Genomic DNA, 25,135 nt, shown 5'->3' on the forward strand with positions numbered 1-25,135 from the left:
TTAAATGAAACAGAGAATTAACGAATACAACCTACCAATTGGTGAAGAGTTACCTAACTGGCAGCCAAGAAAGTTTCCTACTGATATACATTATGTCGGTAAGTATACTATTATTACTCGGTTATCTCATTCACACACTAAAGACCTCTATAATGCATATAGAGATTCTCATCCTAGTAATTGGACTTACTTACCATATGAGTATCCTCAAGACTATGAATCTTTTGAAGAAGAGTTAAACGAAAAGATTGAAAGCACGACAATTATCTTCTATGCGGTGATAAATAAAGAAACAAACAAAGCTCTAGGAATATTTAGTTTAATGAGAGTTGATCAAGCAAACGGAGTAGTCGAAGAAGGACATGTTAACTTTTCAGATTCATTAAAAAGAACAAGAATGTCTACAGAAGCACACTATTTATTAGCTAAATATGTATTCGAAGAACTTCAATACAGACGCTACGAATGGAAATGTGATTCTTTAAATGCTAACTCCTATAAAACTGCATTGCGTTTAGGATTTCAGTATGAAGGGACTTTCAGAAACGCTGTAGTCTATAAAAATCGCTCAAGAGACACATGTTGGTTTTCCATGTTAATAGAGGAATGGCCGAAGCATAAACAAGCATTTAATAAATGGTTGGCAGAAGAGAATTTTGATGACGAAGGAAGACAACTTCACAGGTTAGAAGAATTTAAGTAAATAAATTTATTGAACAACCAGTTTATTAGCTGGTTGTTTTTTTAATATATTTATCTAAAATTTTACATATAAAATCTTGAATTCTATTTTTAAATTATATATTATATAAATAATAAAAAATGGATATAATTATAAACTTAAAGAGTCGAAAGCAGGGGGTATAAATGAGCAAAAATAAAATGTGGATAACAATTGTCATAATTTTCTCACTCATTAGAAAGTTGATAGATTCTAAGAAATATACATATACTTTCAATTTGAAATTTGATTTAGTTGAAGCATCAGATAGCGAACATAAATCAGTTCCATTAAATAGAGTGAATGTTAATGAAGTTAAAAAAGAAATTAAACATATTGTATTTCCAATTATTGATTATCAACCTGATCCTATAATCAATCTACAATGGCTATTTGATATATTGAGTGAAAATTATTTTAATTACAAGGAAGAAACAAAATAAAGAGGGTGATGATATAGATACTATGAAAACAATTGAATAAGGGAAGATGAAATATGAAAGCATTTAAGAAAATAAGTTTTTGTTTAATCGTAATTATTATTCTAATAATTACACAATCAAAGACATATGCAGAAACTAATGAAAACAATCTTGATAAGAATGGAAGTATAAAAACAGAATTGCAAGCAATTAAGGTAGAAGATAAAACGGATACTATAATTATTTATAATAATAACTCCACTGACCAGAAACCTATTTCTCCAAGTATTGAAACCGATTTAATATCTGAAAATACTGAACCAATTATAACAAATACTGAGGTTGAAGGAGAAGAAGATAATAGCAAAACAGGAGTTGCTTACTTTGACAATATAAAAATAAAAGTAACTAGTGAAAACATTACTGATGATAATATTCTTACAAAAGAAGGGTTACATTGGTCAGATAAAACGCATGTAGATATTATTAAAGGAGAAGAAAGGGGAGAAATTAATGATATAGACACCTTTGGCTTTCAAAATACACCTATCAAACCAGTAAAAGCGTATAGTATGAATAATGGTGATAAAGGAAGGATAAATTTTGTAGGCAAAACAAAATCAGGAATAAACTTAGATTTATTATGGACTGTTAAAGATTCTGATAATAAAGAATGGAAAAAGAATTCTGGTTATAGTAATAACGGTCGCGTAAAGGGATTAGCTTTTACAGGAGAACAGTTAATACCAAATACTAGTGGTAATTCAATCGTTACTCTTTATAATGAAGCTAATAAACTTAGTCTTTTTTATCAAATAGTAAAACATGGAACTTTTGAAGAAAATCCAGTTTTATTGAGTTTTATTTCCACAGATATAGACGCAGCTCAAGGTGTAAAAAGTGATTTAGCGAACCTTGTACAGATAATACCTAAGGAATCGAATCTTAAGGTTAGTGATAATGTAATCTACGATGCTACTCCAAGGGTTGTTGGTTTAAATGGTTCAGTAGACTTGCCACACGGTGGATATCTAGGTGCAGGATTTCTTTCGAATTTTAACTATACATTTTATTCACCTGCCCCAAATAGAAGAAAAAGTTCTTACAATCATGCAGTTGCAGTTAGATATGATATTTTCGGCAGTAGTTTACAAGTTAAAATAGATACAAGAATAAAACAAAAAATCGATGTAAATTATTTAGATATAAAAGGTAAGAATCTTAAAAAACCTGAAGTTTATTATGGGTATACAGATAAAGTGTATAAAATAAATGTACCTAAAATAAATAATTTCACAAAAATACATCATACTATCAATTTTGGTAATAAAAATAATCCGATTGTAAATATATACTTTAACAAGGTTCCTAGAATTATTTATAATTTTATTGATGAAAAGGGTGAAAAATTAAAAAAATCAATAACCCGGATTGAGAAGGTAGGAACTCACTTAAATTACACTCCACCCTTGATTAAAGGATTTATGAAACCTGAAAATTATAATAAAGTAATAGAAAAAGACAATGTTCATAACTTTATTTATAAACATGCTAAAATTTTTAATGAAAAACTTGCAATTAAAAAAAATAAAAATTTAAGTAAGAAAAAACATTTTAAAGCATTGCCTAAAAACTTAGATATAAAGAAAAATATACCAAGAATGACTAATAAAAGTAAATATACAGTAGCACTCAAAAACAATTCTAAAAATTTTAATGCAACTAGAGTTAGCAATAAACCTCGAAATAGCTCAAAGTCAAAAAAGCCTCAAAAATATATAAAACCTCAGGCGAATATTTCTTATCAACCAAAAAACATAGAAAATAAAAGTATCTCAATTAATAGTAATTATATAATCTATAAAACTCAAAAAAGCACTTTAAATACTAGGATCAAACATAATGAAAAAGAGAACTATTCTTTAAGTATAGTTAGAAAAAATTTTAAGGAGAATAAAAATATATTCATTCCTAGAAAAAATGACATAGATTGGTTCGCAATAAATACAGGATTAAAAGGTAGAGAAAAAAAGAAATTTATAGAATATATTGACAATATAGCGAGGATAGCAAGAAAAAAATTTAACGGAGATATTAATAAAATAAACCATGAAGTTGCAAATGCCATCTCTTATAGAGTATACCATAATGATACATTACAAAATTTTGTTAATGATTTTGTAAAAGTAAAAGTAAATCTCAAAAGTTCAGATAAATTTGTCATGATAATAAATAAAGAAAGTGGGCAAAGAAAGAAAAGTGATGATCTCTTTGATGTTATGCATAATCATGGTGATTACCCTATAGATTTTCCACACTTGGGTGCTACATTGTCAACAGTAGAAAAAAGTAGTTGGTATAAAGAAATTCTAAAACATATTGTTGGATACTCTCCAACATATTTTAAAGGTATTTCAACTAAGGATGTTTTTTTCAATTAAACTCACATGTTGGTGACTTGTTAACAAATTTGGATTCGAAAGATAATAATACAAATATTGATTCGTTTAATTTAAACTATCATCCAGATTTTAAAGATTTACCTTTGAATGAAAGAATAAAAAAGTATTATGGTCAAAAAGATTTAAAAGAAAAAAGGAGAGAATATTATAACGAAGCTTTTAAAATAGCATTTCCTGATATTAAAGGGGATAAACATAGTTTTTTAATTATGGGCTCTATATTCAGTGTAGTCGGATTATATTTAATATTTAAAAATAAAAATAATCGAGAGAAGTTACTTAAAATGCTTAAGAATTTAAGACCCACAATTGTTAAATCTATGAAAAATCAGATAAAAGCTACTTTAAAAAAATCCTTAAATAGTATAGTTAATAAAGCTAAAAAAATCCTTAAACCTTTTAAACAAAATAGAATAAAACCAATAGCAATAAAAAGTAATAGGTCAAAAGTTAAAAAAATAACAAAAACCCTTAAACCAACAATAAAAGCAATAGGTAAATATATAAAAAGAAGAATAACAAATTCAATACGTAGAGTAATGAGACCGGCAAGAAGATATATAAAAAGAAGAATAACAAATTCAATACGTAGAGTAGTGAGACCAGTAAAAAGGTATATAAGAAAATTCGTATTTTCAAATAGAAAATATAGAAATAAAAATAGAAGAGTTAATTTTAAGAATATAAAAAGATATTTGAAGAAAATGTTTTGGAAGTGATATGTGTGCTTAAAAAAACTTGGAAAGAATTCAAAGTATCGTTAGTTTTTACTTTCTATTTAAGCTTAGTGAGGTCGTTTGTAATTTTGAGTCTGCTTTCCATTTATGTGTATTCCAACTTAACAAGAAATTCTGTATATTATGCTAAATATATACCTCATAGTGAAGGTAGAAATCCGCAAGTAGAAATGCTATTACATAATTTAGATAAAGTATATACACCTGAAATAAAGGGTTTAGATTATTTAAATTTTTGTGTGATAGAATTAGGAAACTGTCAAAAATATCGCAAAGTTGGTATTGAAGGAGTCTCGGAAGGAAAGGAGGGTTCAGTAGAGTACAGAAATGTAGAATTGGATAGGGAACTTAATGGTTATTTATATTCATATAGAAATGAAAGCTATCACTTTACAGAAAATTACAGAATATTCTCTTACTATGTCGATAACTTTACAGAAAAACCTATCAACGGTATAGATGAAAAGAAAATAAAAAAAGAAATGTATGCAGTTGTGAAACCTGTTATAGATGAACAAACAGAACCCCTGATCAATTTACAATGGATATTTACTTGGTGGTATGGTGATGAATTTAAAAACCAATAAATATTTAACATCGGAGGTGATTGCCTTTGAAATTTATAAAAATATTAATTAAAAAAATATTTGAAATAAGTGTCTTGTATATTGTCCCTAGTATAGTTATTTTCTTCCTCTTAAAATATTTTTTATTTTCACACCTTGATTATTATTCTGTTTATTATGCGAAGAATATAAAACATAGTCATGATAAAGACCCTGAGGTTCAAATGGTAATGAAAAATTTAGAATATATTGAAAAGCCAAAAACAAAATTTTTAGTTTATGATTATGTTAAAGGTGAAAATCTCGTTAAAAAAATAAATTATAGTGGTAATAAATTTGATCTTGATATGTATGTTATGTATAGTTTCGGAGATATAGATTTATTTGATGAAAAAAGATATATATATGAGTTTAATAAAAAATATGAATTTTTTTCTGTATATAAAGATGAAGAAGGATATAGTTACTCACTTAGCACCGAAATGGAACAAGAAACGAAGCAAAAAATTAGAGATATCGTTCAGCCAATTATTGACGTTCAACCTAAACCAAAAATAAATTTACAATGGATATTTAATTGGATCTACGAAGAAGAATTTAAGTAAATAAATTTATTATACAACCAGTTTATTAGCTGGTTGTTTTTTATTATTTTGAGCGATATTATTGTTTGTAAACGCATTCATCTGTATAAATAAGTTAAGGAGGGTTGTTTATGAAACGAATGTTGGCAAGTGCTATTTCTGTAAGTTTTTTATTAACGGCTTGTGGTAATGATTCTGAGGAGAGTGTGAATAAGACTGAAGAGAGTAGTGATGAAAAGCAAAATAATTCTAATAAACAACAAAGTGATTCGGATGAGAAGAAGTCTAATGATGAGGAATCTAAAGGTATGGAGACTGTGGTTGATGGTTTGAACACACCTTGGTCTATTGAGAAGATGGATAATACTTTTTATTTAACTGAGCGTCTTGGCAAGATTGTTAAGATTGAGGGTAATCAGAAGACTGATCAAAAGGTGAACTTAGATGAGAAGATTGCAACTGCTGCTGAAGCGGGATTATTAGGCTTTGTGTTGGCACCTGACTTTAAAGAATCCAATGAAGCTTATGCTTATTATACGTATGAAGGCAACGAAGGGCAGTTTAATAGAATTGTAAAATTGAAGTTAGATGGAGACTCATGGGAAGAAGAGGAAGTATTATTAGACAAAATTCCGAGTGGAGATTTCCATCATGGTGGTCGATTGAAGATTGGTCCTGATGATAAGTTGTATGCTACTACTGGTGACGCTGCAAATGATGAAATTGCACAAGATAAAGATTCTTTAGGTGGCAAGATTTTAAGATTAAATTTAGATGGTAGTAAACCGAAAGATAATGCATTTTCAAATTCATATGTTTATAGTTATGGTCATAGAAATCCACAAGGTCTTGTGTGGCCTTCAGATAATAAGCTTTATGCTAGCGAGCACGGAGACTTAGCTAATGATGAAATTAATGACATAAAGAAAGGTGAAAATTATGGTTGGCCGGTTATAGAAGGTAATGAAGAAAAAGATGGTATGGTGTCACCATTATTTACTTCTGGAGCAGATGAAACATGGGCTCCTTCAGGTTTAGCTTACCATGATGGGAAAATCTATTCTGCAGCTTTAAGAGGCGAAGCAGTTCTAGAATTTGACACTAAAAATGATAAAGTTAAAAAGGTCATTACAGATCACGGACGTATTCGAGATGTCATGATTGAAGGAGAAACGTTGTATTTCATTAGTAATAATTCAGATGGTAGAGGTAATCCTTCTGATAATGATGATAAGCTATATAAAATACCATTAAACCAATTAAAATAATATCAAATAAGTTAAATTAAGAATAGAATTAATATCGTTTTTAATCTATAATATGAGGGGACGGATAAAGAGATTCAATCTGATGGAGGAATTGTATGTTAAAAATTGACTTACTCAATAGCACTTCTATATTAAAACGATTAGCATTATTACAATTTGTCCTATTTCTTTCACTCGTATTAATTGGTTTTAAAGTAATGGCGAATTTTATATATATACAAGAAGAAGGTATTCTTAGAAATATTATTGTAGGTGTTATTGGTTTAATAATTTTAATATTTATTCATGAACTTATTCATGGTATTTGTTTTAAAATTTTTCAACCATCGAAAAAAGTAAAATACGGTTACAAAAGTGGTATGTTCTACGCATCTATGCCAAAAGAAATATTTACACGTAGACAATTTTATACCATCGCGCTAGCTCCATTTGTAATTATTAGTATTGGTTTACTTTTGGTACTATTATGGTTGAAATTAAGTTCGATTATATATATTTTTGCATTCCATGGTGCAGCTTGTATAGGGGATTTCTATATGGTGCAAGTTTTATATAATCATCAACAAATGAAATATATCGAAGATACTGATGTAGGCATAAATTTATATACTGACAAGAAAAACATATCTTCAACAACTTAATACAATTTTTGTTATAATATATAGGAATTTGGGAAACCATATTCCTATTTTTTATTGAGGTGTTTAAGATGGAACGTCGAATCATTCATATAGATATGGATGCATTCTTTGCTCAAGTAGAAGTGAGGGATAATCCAAAGTTAAAAGGTAAACCGGTTATCATCGGTGGTAGAGCTTCTGGACGTGGCGTTGTATCGACTGCAAGCTATGAAGCTAGAGAATATGGTGTACATTCTGCGATGCCTATGGCTAGAGCCCATCAATTATGTCCTGATGGTTATTATGTTCGGCCTAGAATTAATCATTATAGAGAAGTTTCTAATGAAATTATGGAGATATTTAAAAGTTATACTGATATAGTTGAACCATTATCTTTAGATGAGGCATATTTAGATGTAACTGAACTAGTTCGCAGAGATTTATCAGCCTCTACTATTGCTCAATATCTTCAAAGAGACATTTACGATAAGACACAACTTACTTCTTCGGCAGGTGTTTCGTATAATAAATTTTTAGCAAAACTTGCTAGTGGTATGAACAAGCCGAGTGGTAGAACAGTTATAAATTATGAGAACACACATGACTTATTGATGTCACTACCAATAGGTAAGTTTGCAGGAGTAGGTAAAGTGACTGAAGAAAAAATGAAAGAATTGAACATCCATACTGGTCAAGATTTATATGATTATAGTCAAATGGAACTCATTCAAATGTTTGGGAAAAGAGGATTGAGTTTTTATAATAAAGTAAGAGGAATTGATAACTCACCTGTTAAACCAGTAAGAATTAGAAAGTCTATAGGTAGAGAAACTACTTTTGAAACAGACCAAAATGATGATGATTTCATATTAAATAAAATACGTACTTTAAGTGGAGAAGTAGCTGTTAGAGCAGATAAGCACGAACTTGCAGGTCGTACTATAACGGTGAAAATGAAAACTCATAATTTTGAAACATTGTCTAAACAAACAAGTGTGAATAACCCTGTACATGATGAAGTAGAAATATATAACATTGCATATGAACTATATAACAGTCTTAAAGATCAAGATACAGCAATTAGATTAATTGGTGTTTCAATAGGAAATTTAGTGTCTAAAACATACCGGAATTTGACGATATATGACTTTTTATAAGTAGAAAACTTGATAAAGTGTTAAAGTACTAGTATCCTAATATAGATTGTGATTAAGTTTTGAAATCACATTGAACGGGTATTTATTCATTATTCATTATTCATTATTCAGAAAGTAGAGATTGATATGAAATTTAAATTTGCTATTATCGGAATAACAGTATTAATGATTTTACTTTTTGTAAAGAGTACAATCGATACAGGAAGTTTTGATATTGTTAAATTAATAGGTATTGTTGCTATCGCTTTATTATTATTCTGGGCAGATCGAAAATTAGAAAGACCAGTCAATAAAGCAAGTCTTAAAAGAGATATTAAAAAAGAATTTCAGCACAAAGAATAAAATAAAAAATAGGGAAGCAACTTTTAATTAAGTTGTTTCCCTATTTTTTATATACATATTTTTTGTCAGATAAAGTTTTACCGTAAATGTTTATGACACTGTTTAAATCTTGATAGTGTTGCAACAATCTATAAGTGATAATTGCACATGCTTTTGCATCGTTAAGAGCGTGGTGATGACCTTTAAAATCAATATTATAATAAGACATCATATGCGCTAAACCGTATCTATGATTATTTACTGTTTTTCTTGCTAATATACAAGAACAAAAATATGTCATATCGGGTATTTCTATATTCAATTTGATAAGCGATTTAAATAATACATTCATATCAAATTTTGCATTGTGTGCGACAACAGGTAAATCGCCTATGAAGTCCATCATATAAGGGAAGACTACATCAAAAGTAGGGGAGCTTTCCACATCAGATGGTTGTATTTTATGAATTTTAATATTAAATTTAGAAAAATAATCTTTAGGATTAACTAAAGTATAAAAATCTTCAGTAATTTGATGGTCAACAACTTTAACCATTCCTATTGAACAAATACTTTCAGGATTTCCGTTAGCCGTTTCAAAATCTAACGCGACAAATGAAGACATTCAATCACTTCCTTTGAAAGTCATTATATGGATATATAATGAAAATGTAAATAAAATTGTTCGAAATGATAAAAATAAAGATGGTGGGGAGGGCGAATGTTGCAAGACGAGATTCACGTGCAACGTTCAACTTTAAAATTGCAATATAAAAAGGTCTAGGACATTTATGTCCTAGACCTTTACTTATCTTAAGAATCATTCACCATCTTCATCAAATTGACGAGCAGCTAATTCTTTTTCATATATAAATAGTGCATTATTATCTTCTTGGATTCTTTCTAAGTAGTCAATGTGTGTTTCAAACATTGATTCTTCTTCAACTTGTTCATCTAAGAACCAATTTAAGAACGAAATAGTCGCAAAGTCATTTTCATTTTTAGCGATTTCCGATAAGTTATAGAAGCGACGTGTTACATCTCTTTCTTGTTCAAGGCCATCTTTAAATGTTTCTAATAATGAATTAAATTCAGTCTTTGGAGCTTCTAATGATGTAAAGATAGCTTTTTCACCACGGTCATTTATATAATTATAAATTTTCATACCGTGAAAACGTTCTTCTTTAGCTTGTTGAATATAGAAGTTTGCAAAACCGTCATAACTCTTATCCGCACAATATGCTGCCATAGCCATATATGCGTGTGCTGCATAAAACTCGTGATTTAATTGATTGTTTAAAGCGTCTAGTATATTTTTAGATAACATTTAAAATCTTCCCTTCTATAATAAACTTGTTTATATATTTATTATACATTATTTGTAAGGGTATACCAATGTTTTAACTTAGTGAAAGTCTTTTTTAAATGCTTTTGAACGTGTTATAATAATATGACAGAATAAGGAGGTAACGTATGAAGAAGTATGTTGCGAAAAATATGGCTAAACTTGCTAGGTTTGCAAGTAGAAAAATGGGAAAACAAGGTACCGACCTTCCGGGACAAGTCGCTCGTAAGATAGATCCACTTATATTAAGAAAGTTAGCAAATGATGTTGATGAAATTGTAATGATAAGTGGAACAAATGGTAAGACGACTACTTCCAATTTAATTGGCCATACTTTAAAGAAAAATAATATAAATATAATACATAATAATGAAGGTGCCAATATGGCAGCGGGTATTACTTCAAGCTTTGTTATTCAGTCTAATAAAGATACTAAAATTGCTATTATCGAAATTGATGAAGGTTCAATACCAAGAGTATTGAAAGAAATGACACCAACGATGATGGTCGTAACAAACTTCTTTAGAGACCAGATGGATAGATTTGGCGAGATTGATACAATGGTCGATAATATAGCTAATACAATTAAGGGTAGGGGTATTAAACTATTATTAAATGCTGATGATCCATTCGTAAGTAGATTAAAAATTGCTAGTGATGAAGTTATATACTACGGCATGAAAGCGGGCATTCATGAATTTGAACAAAGTACGATGGTTGAAAGTAAATATTGCCCGAATTGTGGTCGATTATTAAATTACAAACATGTTCATTACAATCAAATTGGTCATTATGATTGTGTTTGTGGATTTAAACGTGAAAAACCTAAATATGAAGTTTCCTCCTTTAAACAAGAGCCATTTATAGATGCAGGTATAAATGGTACTATTTTTGATATGAAAATAGCTGGAGACTACAACGTGTTTAATGTTGTTGCTGCATATACAGTTTTAAGGGAATTAGGGTTGAACGATAAGAGTATTAATGCCGGGTTTGAATCTTATACGTCTGATAATGGGCGTATGCAATATTACAAAAATCGTCATAAAGAAGTATTAATTAACTTAGCTAAAAATCCAGCTGGTTTAAATGCTAGTCTATCAGTAGGTGAACAAATAGATTCGGAGAAAGTATACATTATCAGTTTAAATGATAATGGGGCTGATGGTAGAGATATTTCTTGGATTTACGATGCGGACTTTGAAAAGTTATCACGCCAAAATATAAAAGCAGTTATATGTACGGGACAAAGAGCTGAAGAACTAGCACTTAGATTAAAATATGCAGAAGTAGATGCAGACATTATCATTGAAAAGTCTATTGAAAAAGCGACTGGAATGTCAATGGAGTATCCTCAATTTACTGTTGCTATACCTAACTATACTTCACTATCTCCGATGCATCGTGTACTAAATAGAGCGTTTAAGGAGGAAGTATAATGTCAGCGATAAAAATATTTCATTTTATGCCAGATAAATTAAATCTTTACGGAGATATCGGTAATATTATTGCTTTAAAGCAACGTGCTAAATGGCGCAATATTAAAGTAGAAGTCGTAGATATTATAGATACAGAAGGTTTGAGTTTGGATGATTGTGATATTTTCTTTATTGGAGGAGGCAGTGACAGAGAACAAAGTCTTGCTACTGAACAACTTAAGAAAATTAAAACACAACTAAAAGACGCAATCGAAGACGGCTTGCCAACATTAACGATTTGTGGTGGTTATCAGTTTTTAGGTTCTGAATATGTAACGCCAGACGGTACGAGACTTGAAGGCTTAAATATTTTAGACATATATACTGAATCTAAAAAACAAAGGCTTACCGGAGATATTGTTATGGAGTCTGAAACATTTGGTCAAATTGTTGGTTTTGAGAACCATGGTGGTCGTACATATCATGAATATCCATCACTTGGTAAAGTTATAAATGGGTACGGAAATAATGATACAGATAAAAAAGAAGGTATACATTATAAAAACTTAATAGGTACGTATTTACATGGACCAATATTACCAAAAAATCATGAAATTACTGATTATTTATTGAAAAAAGCTTGTGAAAGAAAAGAGATTGAATTCAGTCCAGAAGAATTAGATAATTCAGTTGAAGAAGCAGCAAAACGAGCTATTATAAATAGGTTGTTAAAAGAAAAATAATATAAAAACAAAAGTCTGGGACATAATTAATGTCCCAGACTTTTGTTTTATTACTTTAACCCTTTTTCGTTATATTAGAAAAACGATCGTTTATAATTCGGTTTATCATTAAGATTTCGTATATGATATGGCTTTTTATTTGGTTTTCATCAAATTCATCGAGGCCTTTAACGCTGTTTTTAAGGATAGATGCAGCTTTTTTCTGCTTTTTAAATTCTTTATGATTTAATAAATCTTTATAAGAAATGATTAAATTAGAAATTGCTCTTCTTTCATTTTCAGTAAACGTTATGAATGTTTCTTCAGGTAAATAAATGAGATTTAATAAATGAGAATTCAATAATCTATTTGTGTGATAGGCCATTTCGACTTTTCTAATATATGCTTTAGATTCTTTTTTTGTACGGTGATAATCATATTCTTCTTTTTGATATTTAATCAATTGTTCTATTTTTGTTGCTGACTGTTGCAATGAAGTCATTTGTTTCATTGATATATTGGATTCATATTCTCCGATGAGTAATTCTTTTAATCTGTTTATGTAAATTTCTAAAATACGACGTTCCATATTTTTATTTATGTTTTCAATTTGTGTAATATATTTGGGTGGTAATATAATGAAGTTTACTAAACCTGCTGTTGTTAACCCGATTGTCGTTGTTGCTAAACGAGATATAAAGTTATATACAAAAGCATCATGGATAACAGGCACCATTGCAACCGCTGTAATAGCAGCTACGAGCATACCATCTATAAGTTTAAGTTGGTAACATACAAATATAGTTACTGTAGCAGCCAAAGAATAACTTAATGGCGACTCACCGAAGAAGTATGTACTGATTACTGCTATAAATGCGCCCAATATAGAAGCTGGGAAGCGGACAAAAGCTTTTTTTAAAGATGCTTTTGCTGTAGGTTCTATTGTGACAATTGATGTTATAACCGCAAAAATGGGATTTAAATTCAAAACCATACATATTAGTGCAGTTAAAAATGTAGCTAAACCTGTTTTGATAATTCTTGCACCTATAAATCTGATTAACCAATTTTCTTTCATATACAAAACTCCAAAATCATTTTTTTATAGTATACCATGTATTTTCTGATATAATAAAGACGACAAAAAATTTAAAAGAAAGAACGGGATTTAAATGATTATTCAAAACAATGAAGAACTTGAAGGCCTTAAAGAAATAGGCAGAATCTGTGCAATAATTCGTGATGAATTGAAAGAAGCAACGAAACCCGGAATTACAACTAAAGAGTTGGATAACATAGCGAAGGAAAGATTTGAGGAATTAGAAGCAGAATCTGCTCCTATCGCAGAATATGATTTTCCTGGTTATACATGTATAAGTGTAAATGAAGAAGTTGCGCATGGTATTCCTGGTAACCGTGTAATCAATGAAGGTGATTTAGTTAATATAGATGTTTCAGCAAGAAAGAATGGATACTATGCTGACACAGGTATTTCTTTCGTTGTAGGAGAAGCAGATGATCCTAAAAAACAACTTGTAGTAGATGTTGCAGCAATGGCTTTTGAAGAAGCAATGAAAAAGATTAAACCAGGCACTAAATTATCTCAAATTGGTAGAGCTGTAAATTCTACAGCAAGAAAGAATGGCTTGAAAGTAATTAAAAACTTAACTGGCCATGGTGTTGGTCGTTCACTACATGACTCACCACAACATGTTATGAACTATTTTGATCCTTTAGAAAAGCAATTGCTAAAAGAAGGAATGGTTTTAGCAGTTGAACCGTTTATTTCATCAAACGCTACAATTGTTGGCGATGGTAAAAATGAATGGGCATTTGAGACGAAAGATAAAAGTTTTGTCGCTCAAATAGAACATACTATAGTTGTTACTAAAGATGGACCATTATTATTAACGAAATTAGAAGACTAAAAACAGAGGCTGAGACATTGATCAATGTCTCAGCCTAATTCATTCTATATACTTTCTTTTCTAAGACTAAGGACCTATAGAAAGTTGGTTCCTAGGTCCATTTCGAGATTTTTAATAACATTTTATAATAGAGGTTAATCTGAAAGAAATAGGTGATTCTATGTTTAATGTTGTTTCAAATCAATTAAAGCAACTTATTCTTGTTTCTTATTATGAAAGTTTAGATACATGTGCAAAGCAATTAGATGTTAAAATAAAAGCAATGGAAGAATATATTTTATATTTAGAACAAAAGCGTCAAAACTTATTTGAACTAATTGAAAAGTATACTTTAGAATTAGACAATAAGTATATGGACAAAATAGAAGACTTTAAAATTACGTATGCCAAAAAATTAGAAGACCATGATTTAGTATGGTTACAAAAACAAATCAATATGTTAGAAAGTGATTCAGCAAAGATTGAAGAAACGATAAAACGTACTTTAGATCAAATTGCACATGCTGTAGCTGAGCGGTCAATGCTCACACAAATGAATTCGCTTCTCTAAAATAGGAGTGGTAGATTGAAGAATAAATTTATATCGACAGAATTATTAATTGTATTAACAATTTTAATTTTATTATCGAATATTTACTATATCTTCTTTGAAAAAATAGGATTACTGCTTGTTGTAATAACGGGCATGATTTTTATTTATGTAGGCTATTTATACTTCCATAAATTAAGGGGTCTAATTTTATTTTGGATAGGGGCTATCTTGTTAATTTATGCGTTACTTTCAAACCCGTACATGCTTATGATTTTATTTTTATTTTTAATATTTTTAGTGATTCGCTATATTATATACAGGAAAAAACCTTTGAAAGTCGAGCATGTCGAAACGACAGCTAACGAAAACATAAATGAGTCTTTCATTAAACAACGTTGGTTCTTACCTCAAAAAACACCTCACTACATATATAAATGGGATGATATCCAAATTCAACAAGCTGTAGGAGATGTAGAATTAGATTTATCTTTAGCTGCCAATTTATCCGAAAACAATGTAATAGTTGTAAGGCAACTTATAGGTAAAACTCAAGTTATCGTACCATATAATTACCAAGTTAATGTACATGTTACAGCTCTTTTTGGTAGATTATATTTAAATGACGAAGTTTACAGAGTTAAAAATGAAACTGTACACTACAACGTTAATAGTCACAAAAATACATTTAAAGTGAATATATTTTACTCAACATTTATGGGAGATGTTGAGGTGATTTTCCGATGAATAACTATTCACGTATCATTGGTTCAATGTTAATACTTGTTTATTCAATTGTAGTTGTATTGTTTTTCTTAGATCGAATATTTATTAATATTATTTATTTTCAAGGTTTGTTTTATACACAAATAATGGGTATACCTGCCTTTTTATTCGTTAATATTGTTGTTATACTTCTTTGTATTATCATAGGTTCAGCAGTAGCTTATAAGATTAATCAGCAACACCATTGGATTAAAGAACAATTAGAACGTTCTTTTCAAGGTGAAGTGTTGGGCGTTAATAATCATGAAATAGATTTACACAAAGAAACGTTAGAAATTTATCAAACTTTAATCCCATTACATGAAGAACTTTATACATTAAGGTTGAAATCTCAACAAATTATTAATGAGTCTTACCAAATGCAAGATTCTGTTGTAAAGAAAATTATAGAAGACGAAAGACAAAGATTAGCTAGAGAACTACATGATTCTGTCAGCCAACAATTATTTGCTGCGAGCATGATGTTATCTGCTATTAAATCTACTGAATTAACCGATCCTTTAGCAAAACAAGTTAATTTATTAGAAAAGATGATTCAAGATTCACAACTTGAAATGAGAGCATTGTTACTCCATTTAAGACCATTAGGTTTAAAAAACAAATCATTAGGTGAAGGTATTAAAGATTTAGTCGTCGATTTAAAACAAAAAATACCTATGAAAGTTGTTTATGATATAGAGGATATAGAAATTGCTAAAGGTACTGAAGACCACTTGTTTAGAATAACGCAAGAAGCAATTTCAAATACATTACGTCACTCTAAAGGTACGAAGTTATCAATAGAATTAATCGAAACAAGCGATTACGTTATTTTAAGATTACAAGATGATGGCGTAGGCTTTGACACATCTAAAAGAGATCCTCAAAGCTATGGTTTAAATACTATGAATGAACGTGCACTTGAAATTGGCGCAACACTTAATATTATTTCTATGCCTAATTCAGGAACGAGAATAGAAGTGAAGGTACCGAATAATAAGGAGGAAGAGTATGACAATTAGAGTATTATTCGTTGATGATCACGAAATGGTAAGAATAGGTATATCAAGTTATTTATCAACACAAGAAGATATCTCAGTAGTGGGTGAAGCTGCTTCTGGTAGAGAAGGAATCGAGAAAGCAGAAGAACTGAAACCAGATATAATATTAATGGATTTAGTGATGGATGATATGAACGGTATCGAAGCAACTCAATATATTAAGCAACACGAGCCAAGCGTTAAAATTGTGATGTTAACAAGTTTTATAGATGACAATGAAGTATATCAAGCTTTAGATGCAGGAGTTGATAGTTATATTTTAAAGACAACTTCAGCAGATGATATCGCTAATGCTATTCGTAAAACTTATAATAAAGAATCAGTATTTGAAGCGGAAGTATTAGTTAAAATGCGTAACCGTATGAATCAAAAAGCTGAATTATTTGAGATGCTCACAGATCGCGAAATGGAAATACTATTATTAATTGCAAAAGGCTATTCTAATCAAGAAATTGCTAGTGCTTCACATATTACGATTAAAACTGTAAAAACACATGTAAGTAATATTTTGAGTAAATTAGAAGTACAAGATAGAACACAAGCTGTTATTTACGCTTTTCAACACAATTTGATAAATTAAAAATAAGTACACACATACAAAATCATATATAAATAAATGCTGCTACTCGGTTGACTAAAATTCAACGAAGTAGCAGCATTATTTTGACTATGTGATTGATATTTAAATCTCTAATAGTATTTTACAAGTTAAAGTGCTATTTAATAGCGTCATAACCGTTTTGTATAAGTTCTAATGACCCGTCATGTGGATCAATGACTAATCCATGTATCGGAATTGATTGGTCGAATAATGGATGATTATAAATTTTTTGTATGTTCGATTCAATGTTCTGTATTACATCGTCAAATCCTCTTAAAAATCGTTGAATGTCAATGCCAGAGTGTTGAATCGTATTTAATGTCTCTTGAGTAACACCACGACTTTTCATAGTTTCAATTACTGAACCTACATCAAGGTTACCCATTCCGCAATCTTTATGACCCATTATAATAATTTCTTCTGCGCCAAGAGCGTATATTGCCACTAATAAACTTCGCATTGTTGATCCATATGGATGCGATATAGTAGCACCTGCATTTTTAACGACTTTAACATCACCGTTTTTAAAGCCTAATGCTTTTGTTGATAGTTCGGTAAGCCGTGTATCCATACAAGTTAATATAACTGCTTTTGCGTTAGGTGTTTTTGTAGTAATAAAGTTCTCATATTCTTTGTTTGCCACAAAGGTCTGATTGAATTTTAAAATATCATTCAATAGAGGCATTCGTCATCTCACCATTTTCTGCTATATTATCAAAAGTTTGCTGTTCTGGTGGCCCATGTTTAAGCATTTTCTTTTGATGTAAAACAGCATTTATTTCTGCTCCAATGATAATGATTAATCCTGTTAAGAATAACCATAACATTAACACGATAATACCTCCGATACTACCATATGTTTTTGAGTAGTTAGCAAAGTTATTAACATATAGTCCAAATAGGGCACTTGAGCCTAACCATACAATTGTAGTAAAGGCAGCACCAGGAATTACTGAAAGTAATTTAATTTTAATATTTGGAGCTAAAGCGTAAAGCGTCATAAATACTATAAATGTCACGATTAGTGGTAACACAAATTTAATTAAACTAAAGATCCAACGTAATTCAGATTCTAAACCAAGTGGACCAAATAATAGATTACCAAGTTGTTGTCCAAATATTGGTAATGCAATTGCTAAACCAAATACAACAACCATAATGATTGTGAAGAACACACTCATTATTTTTAATACGATTGCGTTACGGCCGTCTTCGACATCATATGCAACATTAAATGCGTTCATTAAAGCTGTCATTCCGTTTGATGCGGACCAAAGCGCCGCAATTAAACCGAATGAGAATAGGCCACCACTAGCGTTCTGCATGACGTCATCAATTATACCGGTAATCAGTTTAGCTGTATCGCCAGGAGCATTTTCCGAAATCATGTTCGTAATTGTATCTGGACTAATTTGGAACAACGGAATCAATGTTAATATAAAGATAAGTGTAGGGAATAATGCTAATAAGAAGTAGTAAGATAGCTGTGCAGCTAAACCTGTAGCATTATCTTTACTAATTCTATATAATAACGTAGTTAAAATATTACCATTTTTAGTGTATTTTGCCGGCTTATTTATTTTTGATACAAAAAATATTTGATTATCTTTTTTTGGTGTTTTAGATTCAAACACTTGAGGTTGAATATAGTTTTCTTTTTTTATAGACTTTTTTTGTTCATCTTTAAAGTGTTTAGCTTGTTCTAAAAACTTTGAGCTAGATTTATCTTTTGCCATAAAAATTCTCCTAATTATATTTAATGTTAAAAAAGACTAGGTCGCTTAAAGAAGCCTAGTCTTTTAAAATTTATGAATGATTTGGACCTGAGATTTGTCTGTTATTTTTCTTCTCAATGAATGTGTCTTTCGCATCCATAATAGATTGTTCTAACTCTGGGTTTTTACGACGAATTTCTTCTATTACATCTTTCCAATATAAAACTTCGTCTTTAATTTGATCGAATTTAGAAGGCTCTCTAGAAGTGTTACCTTCTTTAATATTTTGTACTTGATTTGATAATGATTGACGTGTGTTTTTATCTGCTAATGCAATTGCTGCACCGATAGCGCCACCAATCAAAATTGCAGGAACTAATTTGTTTTGCATAATGTTTTCCCCTTTCAATATATTAATCTAAATAAATATCTTCGACCTATATATCATATCATATAAATGCATAAAATTTGTTTACATAGGCATCATTTATTATTTAAAATTTAACTAATTACATTCATTCCCATTAATGTGATATTGTAAACACAAATAATCTACAATAAAGCGTTTGATAGTAACTTTTCGAATGGCATAATATCAAGATTTTTTCCGATTTTAATTTTAAATTGGCCAGCTTTAGTCCACAAGGTTATTTCTCCGTTTAAGTCTAAAAATTTACCTGCGTTTTCTGTAGACCACATTAAAACTATATTGTATGGTATGGAATAAGTTTCGATTTTTTTGCCACTTATACCTTGTAAATCACGAATTATAATTCGTTTATTAGTAAAGACTGCCGTATCTCTAAATGTTTTGAAAGCACTATAAGCTTCTTCACCATTAGCGAGATATTGATTAATTTCATTTGGAATGTCTATTTTTTCAAATAGTGTCCATGAAAGTATCTCTTGAACTGCCATCTTATATCACTCCTATTAAATTACTTGATTTTATTGTATATAATCTTAATATATATTGTAAAGTTAATGTATAGTTTCACTATTTTAATTATATGTACTTTTTGCTAAACTTATTCTGAAAGGATGATAACAAATGACAGAAACAATTGAACAAATGGTAGATGATCTAAAAGAAAAATTACGTCTAGTAAACACGAGTGTGTTAAATAAAGACGCAATTCCAGAAGAAAAGAAAGAGGAATTAAAAGATATTCATACTATGGTTATGTCTAGAAAAAACATTTCAGCAAGTGAGATGAGTGCAATTACTCAAGCATTAGGTGAATTAAGAAAATAGCAGAGGGTGGTTATCAATATGGGATATGAGAAAGACTTACAAAAGTATGCAGAATTATTAGTCAAAGTCGGTTTGAATGTACAAAAAGGGGAACCTGTCTATATTCAAGCATCTATTGAATCAAGTTCATTCGTTCACTTGTTAGTTGAAGAAGCTTATAAAGTTGGCGCAGAAGACGTACAAGTTAAATATAAAGATGATCGATTACAACAATTGAAATATAAATATGAACCAGAAGAATTCTTTAGTGAAATTAAACAATATGTAGTCGATGAAAGATTAGATTACTTAGATAGAAAAGCAGCTTTCTTATCGCTTATATCTTCAAGTCCTGATAGCTTAAAAGATGCTGATCCGAAGAAAATTAATAAAGCTATGGCAGCAAGTGGTAAAGCATTTAAAGATTATATGGTAGCTATTCAAAGTGATAAAGTAAGCTGGTGCGTCGCTGCTTATCCTTCTGTTGGATGGGCAAAAATGATGTACCCAGATTTAGATGATCAAGAAGCGTTTGATAAACTATTAGAAACAATATTAAAAACAGTACGTGTTGACCAAGAAGATCCGGTTAAAGCTTGGGAAGAGCATGATAAGACATTACATGAGAAGGCTGAATACTTAAATAATAAAAAGTATAAAGCGTTCCATTATAAATCTGAAGGCACAGATTTAACAATTGAATTACCGAAACTTCAATATTGGAGCGGTGCTAGTTCAGTAAACTCTAAAGGTAATTCATTTGTTGCTAATATGCCAACTGAAGAAGTATTTACTGCACCGCATAAAAATGGTGTAAATGGAACTGTTAAAAACACTTTACCATTGAGCCATTCCGGTAATATCATCGATGATTTCACGATTACTTTTAAAGACGGAGAAGTTGTTGATTATAAAGCTGGTGTAGGTGAAGAAATATTAAAAGGTATTTTAGAAACAGATGAAGGTGCTAAAAGATTAGGTGAAGTAGCACTTGTGCCAGTAGATTCACCGATATCTAACATGAATGCTTTATTCTATAATACATTATTTGATGAAAATGCCTCATGCCACATTGCTCTTGGTTCAGCTTATGCATTCTGTATTGAAGATGGTAAAAATATGACAGAAGAAGAACTAGCTGAAAATGGCTTAAATGACTCTATGACACATGTTGACTTTATGATAGGTAGTAAAGATTTATCAATCGATGGTATTTTAGAAAATGGTGAGAGAGAACCAGTCTTTAGAGATGGTAACTGGGCATTTTAAAACATAGCCAATTGCTAAAACATCATGTATAATAAAGATAAATAAAATTGTAAAGTTTGTTATTCTAAGGAGGGGTTATCATGAGTACACCTATGGAATGGGCAGTAATGATTGCTTTTGTTTTCTCTATCTTTACATTCGGTGGAGCAATCATGTTATATTTATCGAAAACATTCGATGGCAAAGAATCAGTACGTATTGATACAGCAGAAGAAGCACTAGAAAAGAAAGTTTTCGATGACGAAGAACATTATCATTAATCAATTTTAATGAGGCTGAGACATTATTTATGTCTCAGCCTAAAATATTATATGGGTAGTAGAGAACTGTATTAAATATATCAAGATTTTTAAATTACATAGTTTATAATAGGGGGATGTAATAATGAAAGAAAGTAAAGGCATGACAGAATCAAGAAGCGTTAAATCTATACAGATTTTTCCTGAAGATACAAATCATCATAATACTATGTTCGGTGGTAAATTAATTGCAGAAATCGACGAGATAGCTGCTATTGCAGCGATGAGACATAGTGGAAATTCAGTAGTTACAGCATCTATTGATTCTGTAGATTTTATTCAACCGATTAGAACTGGAGAAGTACTTTCTTTAGTTTCATTCGTTACATATGCTGGCACTTCTTCTATGGAAATTTGCGTGAAAGTTGTCAGTGAAGATAATATTAACCAAAATAAACACTTAGCTGCATATAGCTTTTTAACATTTGTTGCACTAGACGAAAATGGTAAAAAAGTTAAAGTACCAGCTATTTATCCAGAAACAGAAGATGAAAAGTGGTTTTACGAAACAGCTAAAGATCGTGTGAATTTAAGACACGAAAGAAGAGACGAAAGCAAGAGAACGTTAGAATTTATGTCGACAAAACTATATATTTAATAAAGTTAGGCTTGGTCATAAATGTCCTGAAAATACAAAAACAGTAGAAATTCAATTTTAATATTGAATTTCTACTGTTTTTCTTATATTTATTGCAAATCATGTAAAAATCTTTCTTTTAACTATGTTGTAATGAAAAATCAGAGATGAGGATTTTATGTAAGAAGTATATGGTATGCAAAATGCGGTTGGATAAATACAAAATATCGAACCGCAAACGTAAAATACAGGTCGATAAATAAAAAATATCGAACCGCAAATGTAAAATACGGTCCGATAAATCTAAAACAAGCTAGGATTAGGAAATCTTTTATAAGTGATTCATTCTATGCTCATTTGCTTTAAAGTCTACATCTTTATAATACATATCTTTTACAAGTAAGTTAGGACCTAAACATTTAACTTTTGGACAATGACAATTTAAAGACTTTGCTAGTGACGAATTCATCCATGTTTGGTAAACATCTTCTAATTTATCTTGTTTAATATTTGCGATTGATCCAGTTTCATCACCGAAATCTGTAACGATAACATCTCCAGAAAATACACTAACATTCAATCTACTTCGACCATCAGGGTCATTTCGTAAAGTGACATTTTCAGCTTGATTTAAACGATTTAATAAGTGCTGATCCGATTCATTTAAGAAGCATGGATAAAATGGTAATGTGCCAAATAACATCCAAGTATCTTTATCTCTAAAGTCTAAAATATCATGTATAGTTTCCTTCATTTCATCTAATGTCATGATGTTTAACTGACTAGCAAAATCTGATGGGTACATAGGGTGTATTTCATGTCGGCTACATTTCATATCATGTACAATCTCATTATGAATCTTTTTCAAATAAGGTTTAGTGTTACGGTTTAACATTGTTTCAGCTGATACAAACATGCCTTGTTCTGACAAGGTAGCTGAGTTTTGAATCATTTGTTCGTAAAGTTTATAGCGTGCCTTTAAAGGTGGTTTCTTGTCCATTACGTGGAAGCCGACTTCACTGAATTCATCCATCGTACCCCAGTTGTGAGAAATATGCATCACATCTATGTATTCAGCAATTTCTAAATAACGATCTAAAGGCAGTGTTAAGTTAGAATTCATCTGAGTATAAATACCTCTATCATATGCATATTTTAAAAGAGGTACCACTGTTTCTCTAATAGACTTTTTACTAAACATTGGCTCTCCGCCAGTAATAGAGATTGTTTTTAGATGAGGAACTTCGTCTAATCTTTTTAAAATTAAATCCATCGGTAAAGTATCAGGGTCTCTCAATTGTAAAGTGTAGCCAACTGCACAATGCGCACATCTCATATTACATAAAGTCGTAGTTGTAAATTCAATATTACTTAGTTGAAGTGAGCCATGTTCATCTATGTCATTATAAGCTTCCCAAGGGTCGTTATTAATTGTTATTTTTTTCTTCTTTAAACCACTATGTATTGCCATTTATAAAATCCTTTCATCTTGAATGATACCTGTTTAATATCATTCATTTTATAGCACTATTGTTAACTTTGAATAAAATAAACTTTTGTTTACTCTCTCGATTTTTTATTTTCCATCTCTTCAAGCTTTTTGTCAAATGCTTATTTCGCTCTGTGATGGGCTTTTAGCTTTGGTTATTTATGTGGGAATGAATGCCAATACTGGATTATCATTGTTTTTATACTTGTAATCATTCATAATAATATTATTAAAAACATTAAAAGGAGTATCAATATGACCCAAAAGACGTCTTTGACTGATATTAAACAAAGATTATATGATTTTTTAGATGAAATTGAAGCAATGAATCCAGAAGATATGGAAGTTTCTGATGTGGATGAATGGATTGCATTATTAGATGAATTAGAGAAAAAAGTTCAAGCTATGCAAGACTAATACGGTGTCTTCCTATCATAAAATAAACTTGAAATAAGTTTATAATTTCAGATATGTGGTATACAGAGAGTAGACACATTATGAAAGGAAGAGATTGATATTATGAGTAAGAAAGTAGCAGCAGTTGTAACTGACTTATTTGAAGACGTTGAATTAACAAGCCCACAAAAAGCATTAACAGATGCAGGACACGAAGTTGTTGTTGTAGGTGAAGAAAAAGGTAAAGAAATCACTGGTAAAAAAGGCGAAAAAGTTAAAGTAGACGTTGGTATAGATGAAGCAAATGCAGCAGACTATGATGCAGTCTTGATTCCTGGTGGCTTTTCTCCTGATTTATTACGTGGAGATGAAAAAGGACGTTTTGGAGAATTCGTAAAACATTTCGTACAAGAAGAGAAACCTTCATTCGCAATTTGTCATGGACCTCAATTATTAATTGATACTGATTTATTAAATGGTAGAACTTTAACAAGTTTCTTATCAGTTCGTAAAGATTTACAAAATGCAGGTGCAAAAGTCGTTGACGAATCTGTAGTCGTTGACAATGGCATCGTCACAAGTCGTACACCAGATGACTTAGAAGACTTTAACCGTGAATCACTTGCATTGCTTCAATAAATGCTTTAATTGCCACTCACCATTACGGTGGGTGGTTTTTTTATGTGGTAAACCTTAAAAGGAAATGATGTCTAACGTGCAAGAAAAAATAAACAAGCCCGTTACAATTTCTAACGAGCAAGACTTATAAAACAAGCACGTTAGCGGTATAAATTAGGTTAATTAATATGAATTTCACATGATATTTATAAGAAACGTCTGTCTAACGTGCAAGAAAAAATAAACAAGCCCGTTACAATTTCTAACGAGCAAGACTTATAAAACAAGCACGTTAGCGGTATAAATTAGGT

Annotated in this window: 31 protein-coding genes; 23 read left to right on the forward strand and 8 right to left on the reverse strand. The window is 30.3% G+C overall.

Going from position 1 to position 25,135, the window contains the following annotated elements:
• Positions 1 to 4 precede the first annotated feature (4 nt).
• The 10 genes from LQ688_RS09555 (at position 5) to LQ688_RS09600 (ending at position 8,879) form a co-directional block, all read left to right on the forward strand.
• A complete protein-coding gene (locus tag LQ688_RS09555; RefSeq protein ID WP_064211559.1) occupies positions 5 to 703 on the forward strand; it encodes a GNAT family N-acetyltransferase in 699 nt (232 codons plus the stop codon).
• Positions 704 to 867: 164 nt separating this feature from the next.
• Positions 868 to 1,164, forward strand: coding sequence for a hypothetical protein (locus LQ688_RS09560; protein ID WP_239752747.1), 297 nt, complete (start codon positions 868 to 870; stop codon positions 1,162 to 1,164).
• A 53-nt stretch (positions 1,165 to 1,217) separates the two neighbouring features.
• Complete coding sequence (locus LQ688_RS09565; protein WP_239752748.1) at positions 1,218 to 3,584, forward strand: MucBP domain-containing protein; 2,367 nt, start codon at positions 1,218 to 1,220, stop codon at positions 3,582 to 3,584.
• A 29-nt stretch (positions 3,585 to 3,613) separates the two neighbouring features.
• Positions 3,614 to 4,324, forward strand: coding sequence for a hypothetical protein (locus LQ688_RS09570; RefSeq protein WP_239752749.1), 711 nt, complete (start codon positions 3,614 to 3,616; stop codon positions 4,322 to 4,324).
• A gap of 86 nt (positions 4,325 to 4,410) precedes the next feature.
• On the forward strand, positions 4,411 to 4,929 hold the full coding sequence (locus LQ688_RS09575) for a hypothetical protein (protein WP_153021215.1): 519 nt from the start codon (positions 4,411 to 4,413) through the stop codon (positions 4,927 to 4,929).
• A gap of 26 nt (positions 4,930 to 4,955) precedes the next feature.
• Positions 4,956 to 5,513: a hypothetical protein gene (locus LQ688_RS09580; protein ID WP_064211566.1), complete on the forward strand. Its 558-nt coding sequence runs from the start codon at positions 4,956 to 4,958 to the stop codon at positions 5,511 to 5,513.
• Between the two features lie 110 nt (positions 5,514 to 5,623).
• The gene (locus tag LQ688_RS09585; RefSeq protein WP_239752750.1) at positions 5,624 to 6,760 is read left to right on the forward strand and encodes a PQQ-dependent sugar dehydrogenase; all 1,137 of its coding nucleotides are present in this window, start codon (positions 5,624 to 5,626) and stop codon (positions 6,758 to 6,760) included.
• 95 nt (positions 6,761 to 6,855) lie between these two features.
• The gene (locus LQ688_RS09590) at positions 6,856 to 7,401 is read left to right on the forward strand and encodes a DUF3267 domain-containing protein (protein ID WP_016999043.1); all 546 of its coding nucleotides are present in this window, start codon (positions 6,856 to 6,858) and stop codon (positions 7,399 to 7,401) included.
• A gap of 68 nt (positions 7,402 to 7,469) precedes the next feature.
• Entirely contained in the window at positions 7,470 to 8,537 is a 1,068-nt protein-coding gene (gene dinB, locus LQ688_RS09595) for a DNA polymerase IV (protein ID WP_016999042.1), read from the forward strand.
• A 126-nt stretch (positions 8,538 to 8,663) separates the two neighbouring features.
• A complete protein-coding gene (locus LQ688_RS09600; protein WP_016999041.1) occupies positions 8,664 to 8,879 on the forward strand; it encodes a hypothetical protein in 216 nt (71 codons plus the stop codon).
• Positions 8,880 to 8,919: 40 nt separating this feature from the next.
• Here the strand turns inward: LQ688_RS09600 and LQ688_RS09605 are convergent, their stop codons facing one another.
• Together LQ688_RS09605 and LQ688_RS09610 are read right to left on the reverse strand one after the other, a co-directional pair.
• The gene (locus LQ688_RS09605) at positions 8,920 to 9,483 is read right to left on the reverse strand and encodes a 3'-5' exonuclease (protein ID WP_016999040.1); all 564 of its coding nucleotides are present in this window, start codon (positions 9,481 to 9,483) and stop codon (positions 8,920 to 8,922) included.
• A 195-nt stretch (positions 9,484 to 9,678) separates the two neighbouring features.
• Positions 9,679 to 10,185 carry a ferritin gene (locus tag LQ688_RS09610; protein WP_016999039.1) on the reverse strand — a complete coding sequence of 169 codons (507 nt, stop codon included), beginning with the start codon at positions 10,183 to 10,185 and terminating at the stop codon, positions 9,679 to 9,681.
• A gap of 146 nt (positions 10,186 to 10,331) precedes the next feature.
• Between LQ688_RS09610 and murT the strand changes: the two genes are divergently transcribed.
• Both murT and gatD read left to right on the forward strand, forming a co-directional pair.
• Positions 10,332 to 11,642 carry a lipid II isoglutaminyl synthase subunit MurT gene (gene murT, locus LQ688_RS09615; RefSeq protein ID WP_103269089.1) on the forward strand — a complete coding sequence of 437 codons (1,311 nt, stop codon included), beginning with the start codon at positions 10,332 to 10,334 and terminating at the stop codon, positions 11,640 to 11,642.
• Positions 11,642 to 12,364 (forward strand): lipid II isoglutaminyl synthase subunit GatD, encoded by a 723-nt coding sequence (gatD, locus tag LQ688_RS09620; protein ID WP_135021499.1) that lies wholly within the window; start codon positions 11,642 to 11,644, stop codon positions 12,362 to 12,364. The genes murT and gatD overlap by 1 nt, the downstream gene beginning before the upstream one ends.
• A gap of 55 nt (positions 12,365 to 12,419) precedes the next feature.
• On the opposite strand, the gene LQ688_RS09625 is transcribed toward gatD, so the two are convergent.
• Positions 12,420 to 13,421, reverse strand: coding sequence for an FUSC family protein (locus LQ688_RS09625; RefSeq protein ID WP_016999037.1), 1,002 nt, complete (start codon positions 13,419 to 13,421; stop codon positions 12,420 to 12,422).
• 94 nt (positions 13,422 to 13,515) lie between these two features.
• Between LQ688_RS09625 and map the strand changes: the two genes are divergently transcribed.
• From map to LQ688_RS09650, 5 genes are all read left to right on the forward strand, one after another.
• Complete coding sequence (gene map, locus LQ688_RS09630; RefSeq protein ID WP_016999036.1) at positions 13,516 to 14,271, forward strand: type I methionyl aminopeptidase; 756 nt, start codon at positions 13,516 to 13,518, stop codon at positions 14,269 to 14,271.
• Between the two features lie 160 nt (positions 14,272 to 14,431).
• On the forward strand, positions 14,432 to 14,821 hold the full coding sequence (locus LQ688_RS09635; RefSeq protein ID WP_016999035.1) for a hypothetical protein: 390 nt from the start codon (positions 14,432 to 14,434) through the stop codon (positions 14,819 to 14,821).
• 15 nt (positions 14,822 to 14,836) lie between these two features.
• Positions 14,837 to 15,547 (forward strand): cell wall-active antibiotics response protein LiaF, encoded by a 711-nt coding sequence (liaF, locus tag LQ688_RS09640; RefSeq protein WP_016999034.1) that lies wholly within the window; start codon positions 14,837 to 14,839, stop codon positions 15,545 to 15,547.
• Positions 15,544 to 16,587: a sensor histidine kinase gene (locus LQ688_RS09645; protein ID WP_016999033.1), complete on the forward strand. Its 1,044-nt coding sequence runs from the start codon at positions 15,544 to 15,546 to the stop codon at positions 16,585 to 16,587. The genes liaF and LQ688_RS09645 overlap by 4 nt, the downstream gene beginning before the upstream one ends.
• Positions 16,577 to 17,206, forward strand: coding sequence for a response regulator transcription factor (locus LQ688_RS09650; RefSeq protein WP_239752751.1), 630 nt, complete (start codon positions 16,577 to 16,579; stop codon positions 17,204 to 17,206). The genes LQ688_RS09645 and LQ688_RS09650 overlap by 11 nt, the downstream gene beginning before the upstream one ends.
• Before the next feature lie 136 nt (positions 17,207 to 17,342).
• Here LQ688_RS09650 and LQ688_RS09655 read toward each other — a convergent pair whose 3' ends face one another.
• From LQ688_RS09655 to LQ688_RS09670, 4 genes are all read right to left on the reverse strand, one after another.
• A complete protein-coding gene (locus LQ688_RS09655; protein WP_239752752.1) occupies positions 17,343 to 17,912 on the reverse strand; it encodes a beta-class carbonic anhydrase in 570 nt (189 codons plus the stop codon).
• Complete coding sequence (locus tag LQ688_RS09660; RefSeq protein ID WP_064204900.1) at positions 17,896 to 18,963, reverse strand: YihY/virulence factor BrkB family protein; 1,068 nt, start codon at positions 18,961 to 18,963, stop codon at positions 17,896 to 17,898. The genes LQ688_RS09655 and LQ688_RS09660 overlap by 17 nt, the downstream gene beginning before the upstream one ends.
• A gap of 70 nt (positions 18,964 to 19,033) precedes the next feature.
• Entirely contained in the window at positions 19,034 to 19,333 is a 300-nt protein-coding gene (locus tag LQ688_RS09665; RefSeq protein ID WP_016999028.1) for a hypothetical protein, read from the reverse strand.
• A gap of 161 nt (positions 19,334 to 19,494) precedes the next feature.
• On the reverse strand, positions 19,495 to 19,860 hold the full coding sequence (locus tag LQ688_RS09670; protein WP_239752753.1) for a PH domain-containing protein: 366 nt from the start codon (positions 19,858 to 19,860) through the stop codon (positions 19,495 to 19,497).
• Between the two features lie 133 nt (positions 19,861 to 19,993).
• Here LQ688_RS09670 and LQ688_RS09675 point away from each other — a divergent pair, with 133 nt between their 5' ends.
• The 4 genes from LQ688_RS09675 (at position 19,994) to LQ688_RS09690 (ending at position 22,342) form a co-directional block, all read left to right on the forward strand.
• Entirely contained in the window at positions 19,994 to 20,197 is a 204-nt protein-coding gene (locus LQ688_RS09675) for a DUF1128 family protein (protein ID WP_016999026.1), read from the forward strand.
• An 18-nt stretch (positions 20,198 to 20,215) separates the two neighbouring features.
• Positions 20,216 to 21,445 (forward strand): aminopeptidase, encoded by a 1,230-nt coding sequence (locus LQ688_RS09680; RefSeq protein WP_239752754.1) that lies wholly within the window; start codon positions 20,216 to 20,218, stop codon positions 21,443 to 21,445.
• 80 nt (positions 21,446 to 21,525) lie between these two features.
• On the forward strand, positions 21,526 to 21,705 hold the full coding sequence (locus LQ688_RS09685; protein ID WP_016999024.1) for a hypothetical protein: 180 nt from the start codon (positions 21,526 to 21,528) through the stop codon (positions 21,703 to 21,705).
• A gap of 124 nt (positions 21,706 to 21,829) precedes the next feature.
• The gene (locus tag LQ688_RS09690) at positions 21,830 to 22,342 is read left to right on the forward strand and encodes an acyl-CoA thioesterase (protein WP_064204904.1); all 513 of its coding nucleotides are present in this window, start codon (positions 21,830 to 21,832) and stop codon (positions 22,340 to 22,342) included.
• A 310-nt stretch (positions 22,343 to 22,652) separates the two neighbouring features.
• On the opposite strand, the gene yfkAB is transcribed toward LQ688_RS09690, so the two are convergent.
• Positions 22,653 to 23,792 (reverse strand): radical SAM/CxCxxxxC motif protein YfkAB, encoded by a 1,140-nt coding sequence (gene yfkAB, locus LQ688_RS09695; RefSeq protein ID WP_239752755.1) that lies wholly within the window; start codon positions 23,790 to 23,792, stop codon positions 22,653 to 22,655.
• Between the two features lie 273 nt (positions 23,793 to 24,065).
• Between yfkAB and LQ688_RS09700 the strand changes: the two genes are divergently transcribed.
• Positions 24,066 to 24,227: an SE1561 family protein gene (locus LQ688_RS09700; protein WP_017001206.1), complete on the forward strand. Its 162-nt coding sequence runs from the start codon at positions 24,066 to 24,068 to the stop codon at positions 24,225 to 24,227.
• A gap of 102 nt (positions 24,228 to 24,329) precedes the next feature.
• Positions 24,330 to 24,845 (forward strand): type 1 glutamine amidotransferase domain-containing protein, encoded by a 516-nt coding sequence (locus tag LQ688_RS09705; protein WP_064204906.1) that lies wholly within the window; start codon positions 24,330 to 24,332, stop codon positions 24,843 to 24,845.
• Positions 24,846 to 25,135 lie beyond the last annotated feature (290 nt).

Source organism: Mammaliicoccus sp. J-M40, assembly GCF_022386395.1.
Lineage (GTDB): Bacteria > Bacillota > Bacilli > Staphylococcales > Staphylococcaceae > Mammaliicoccus > Mammaliicoccus lentus.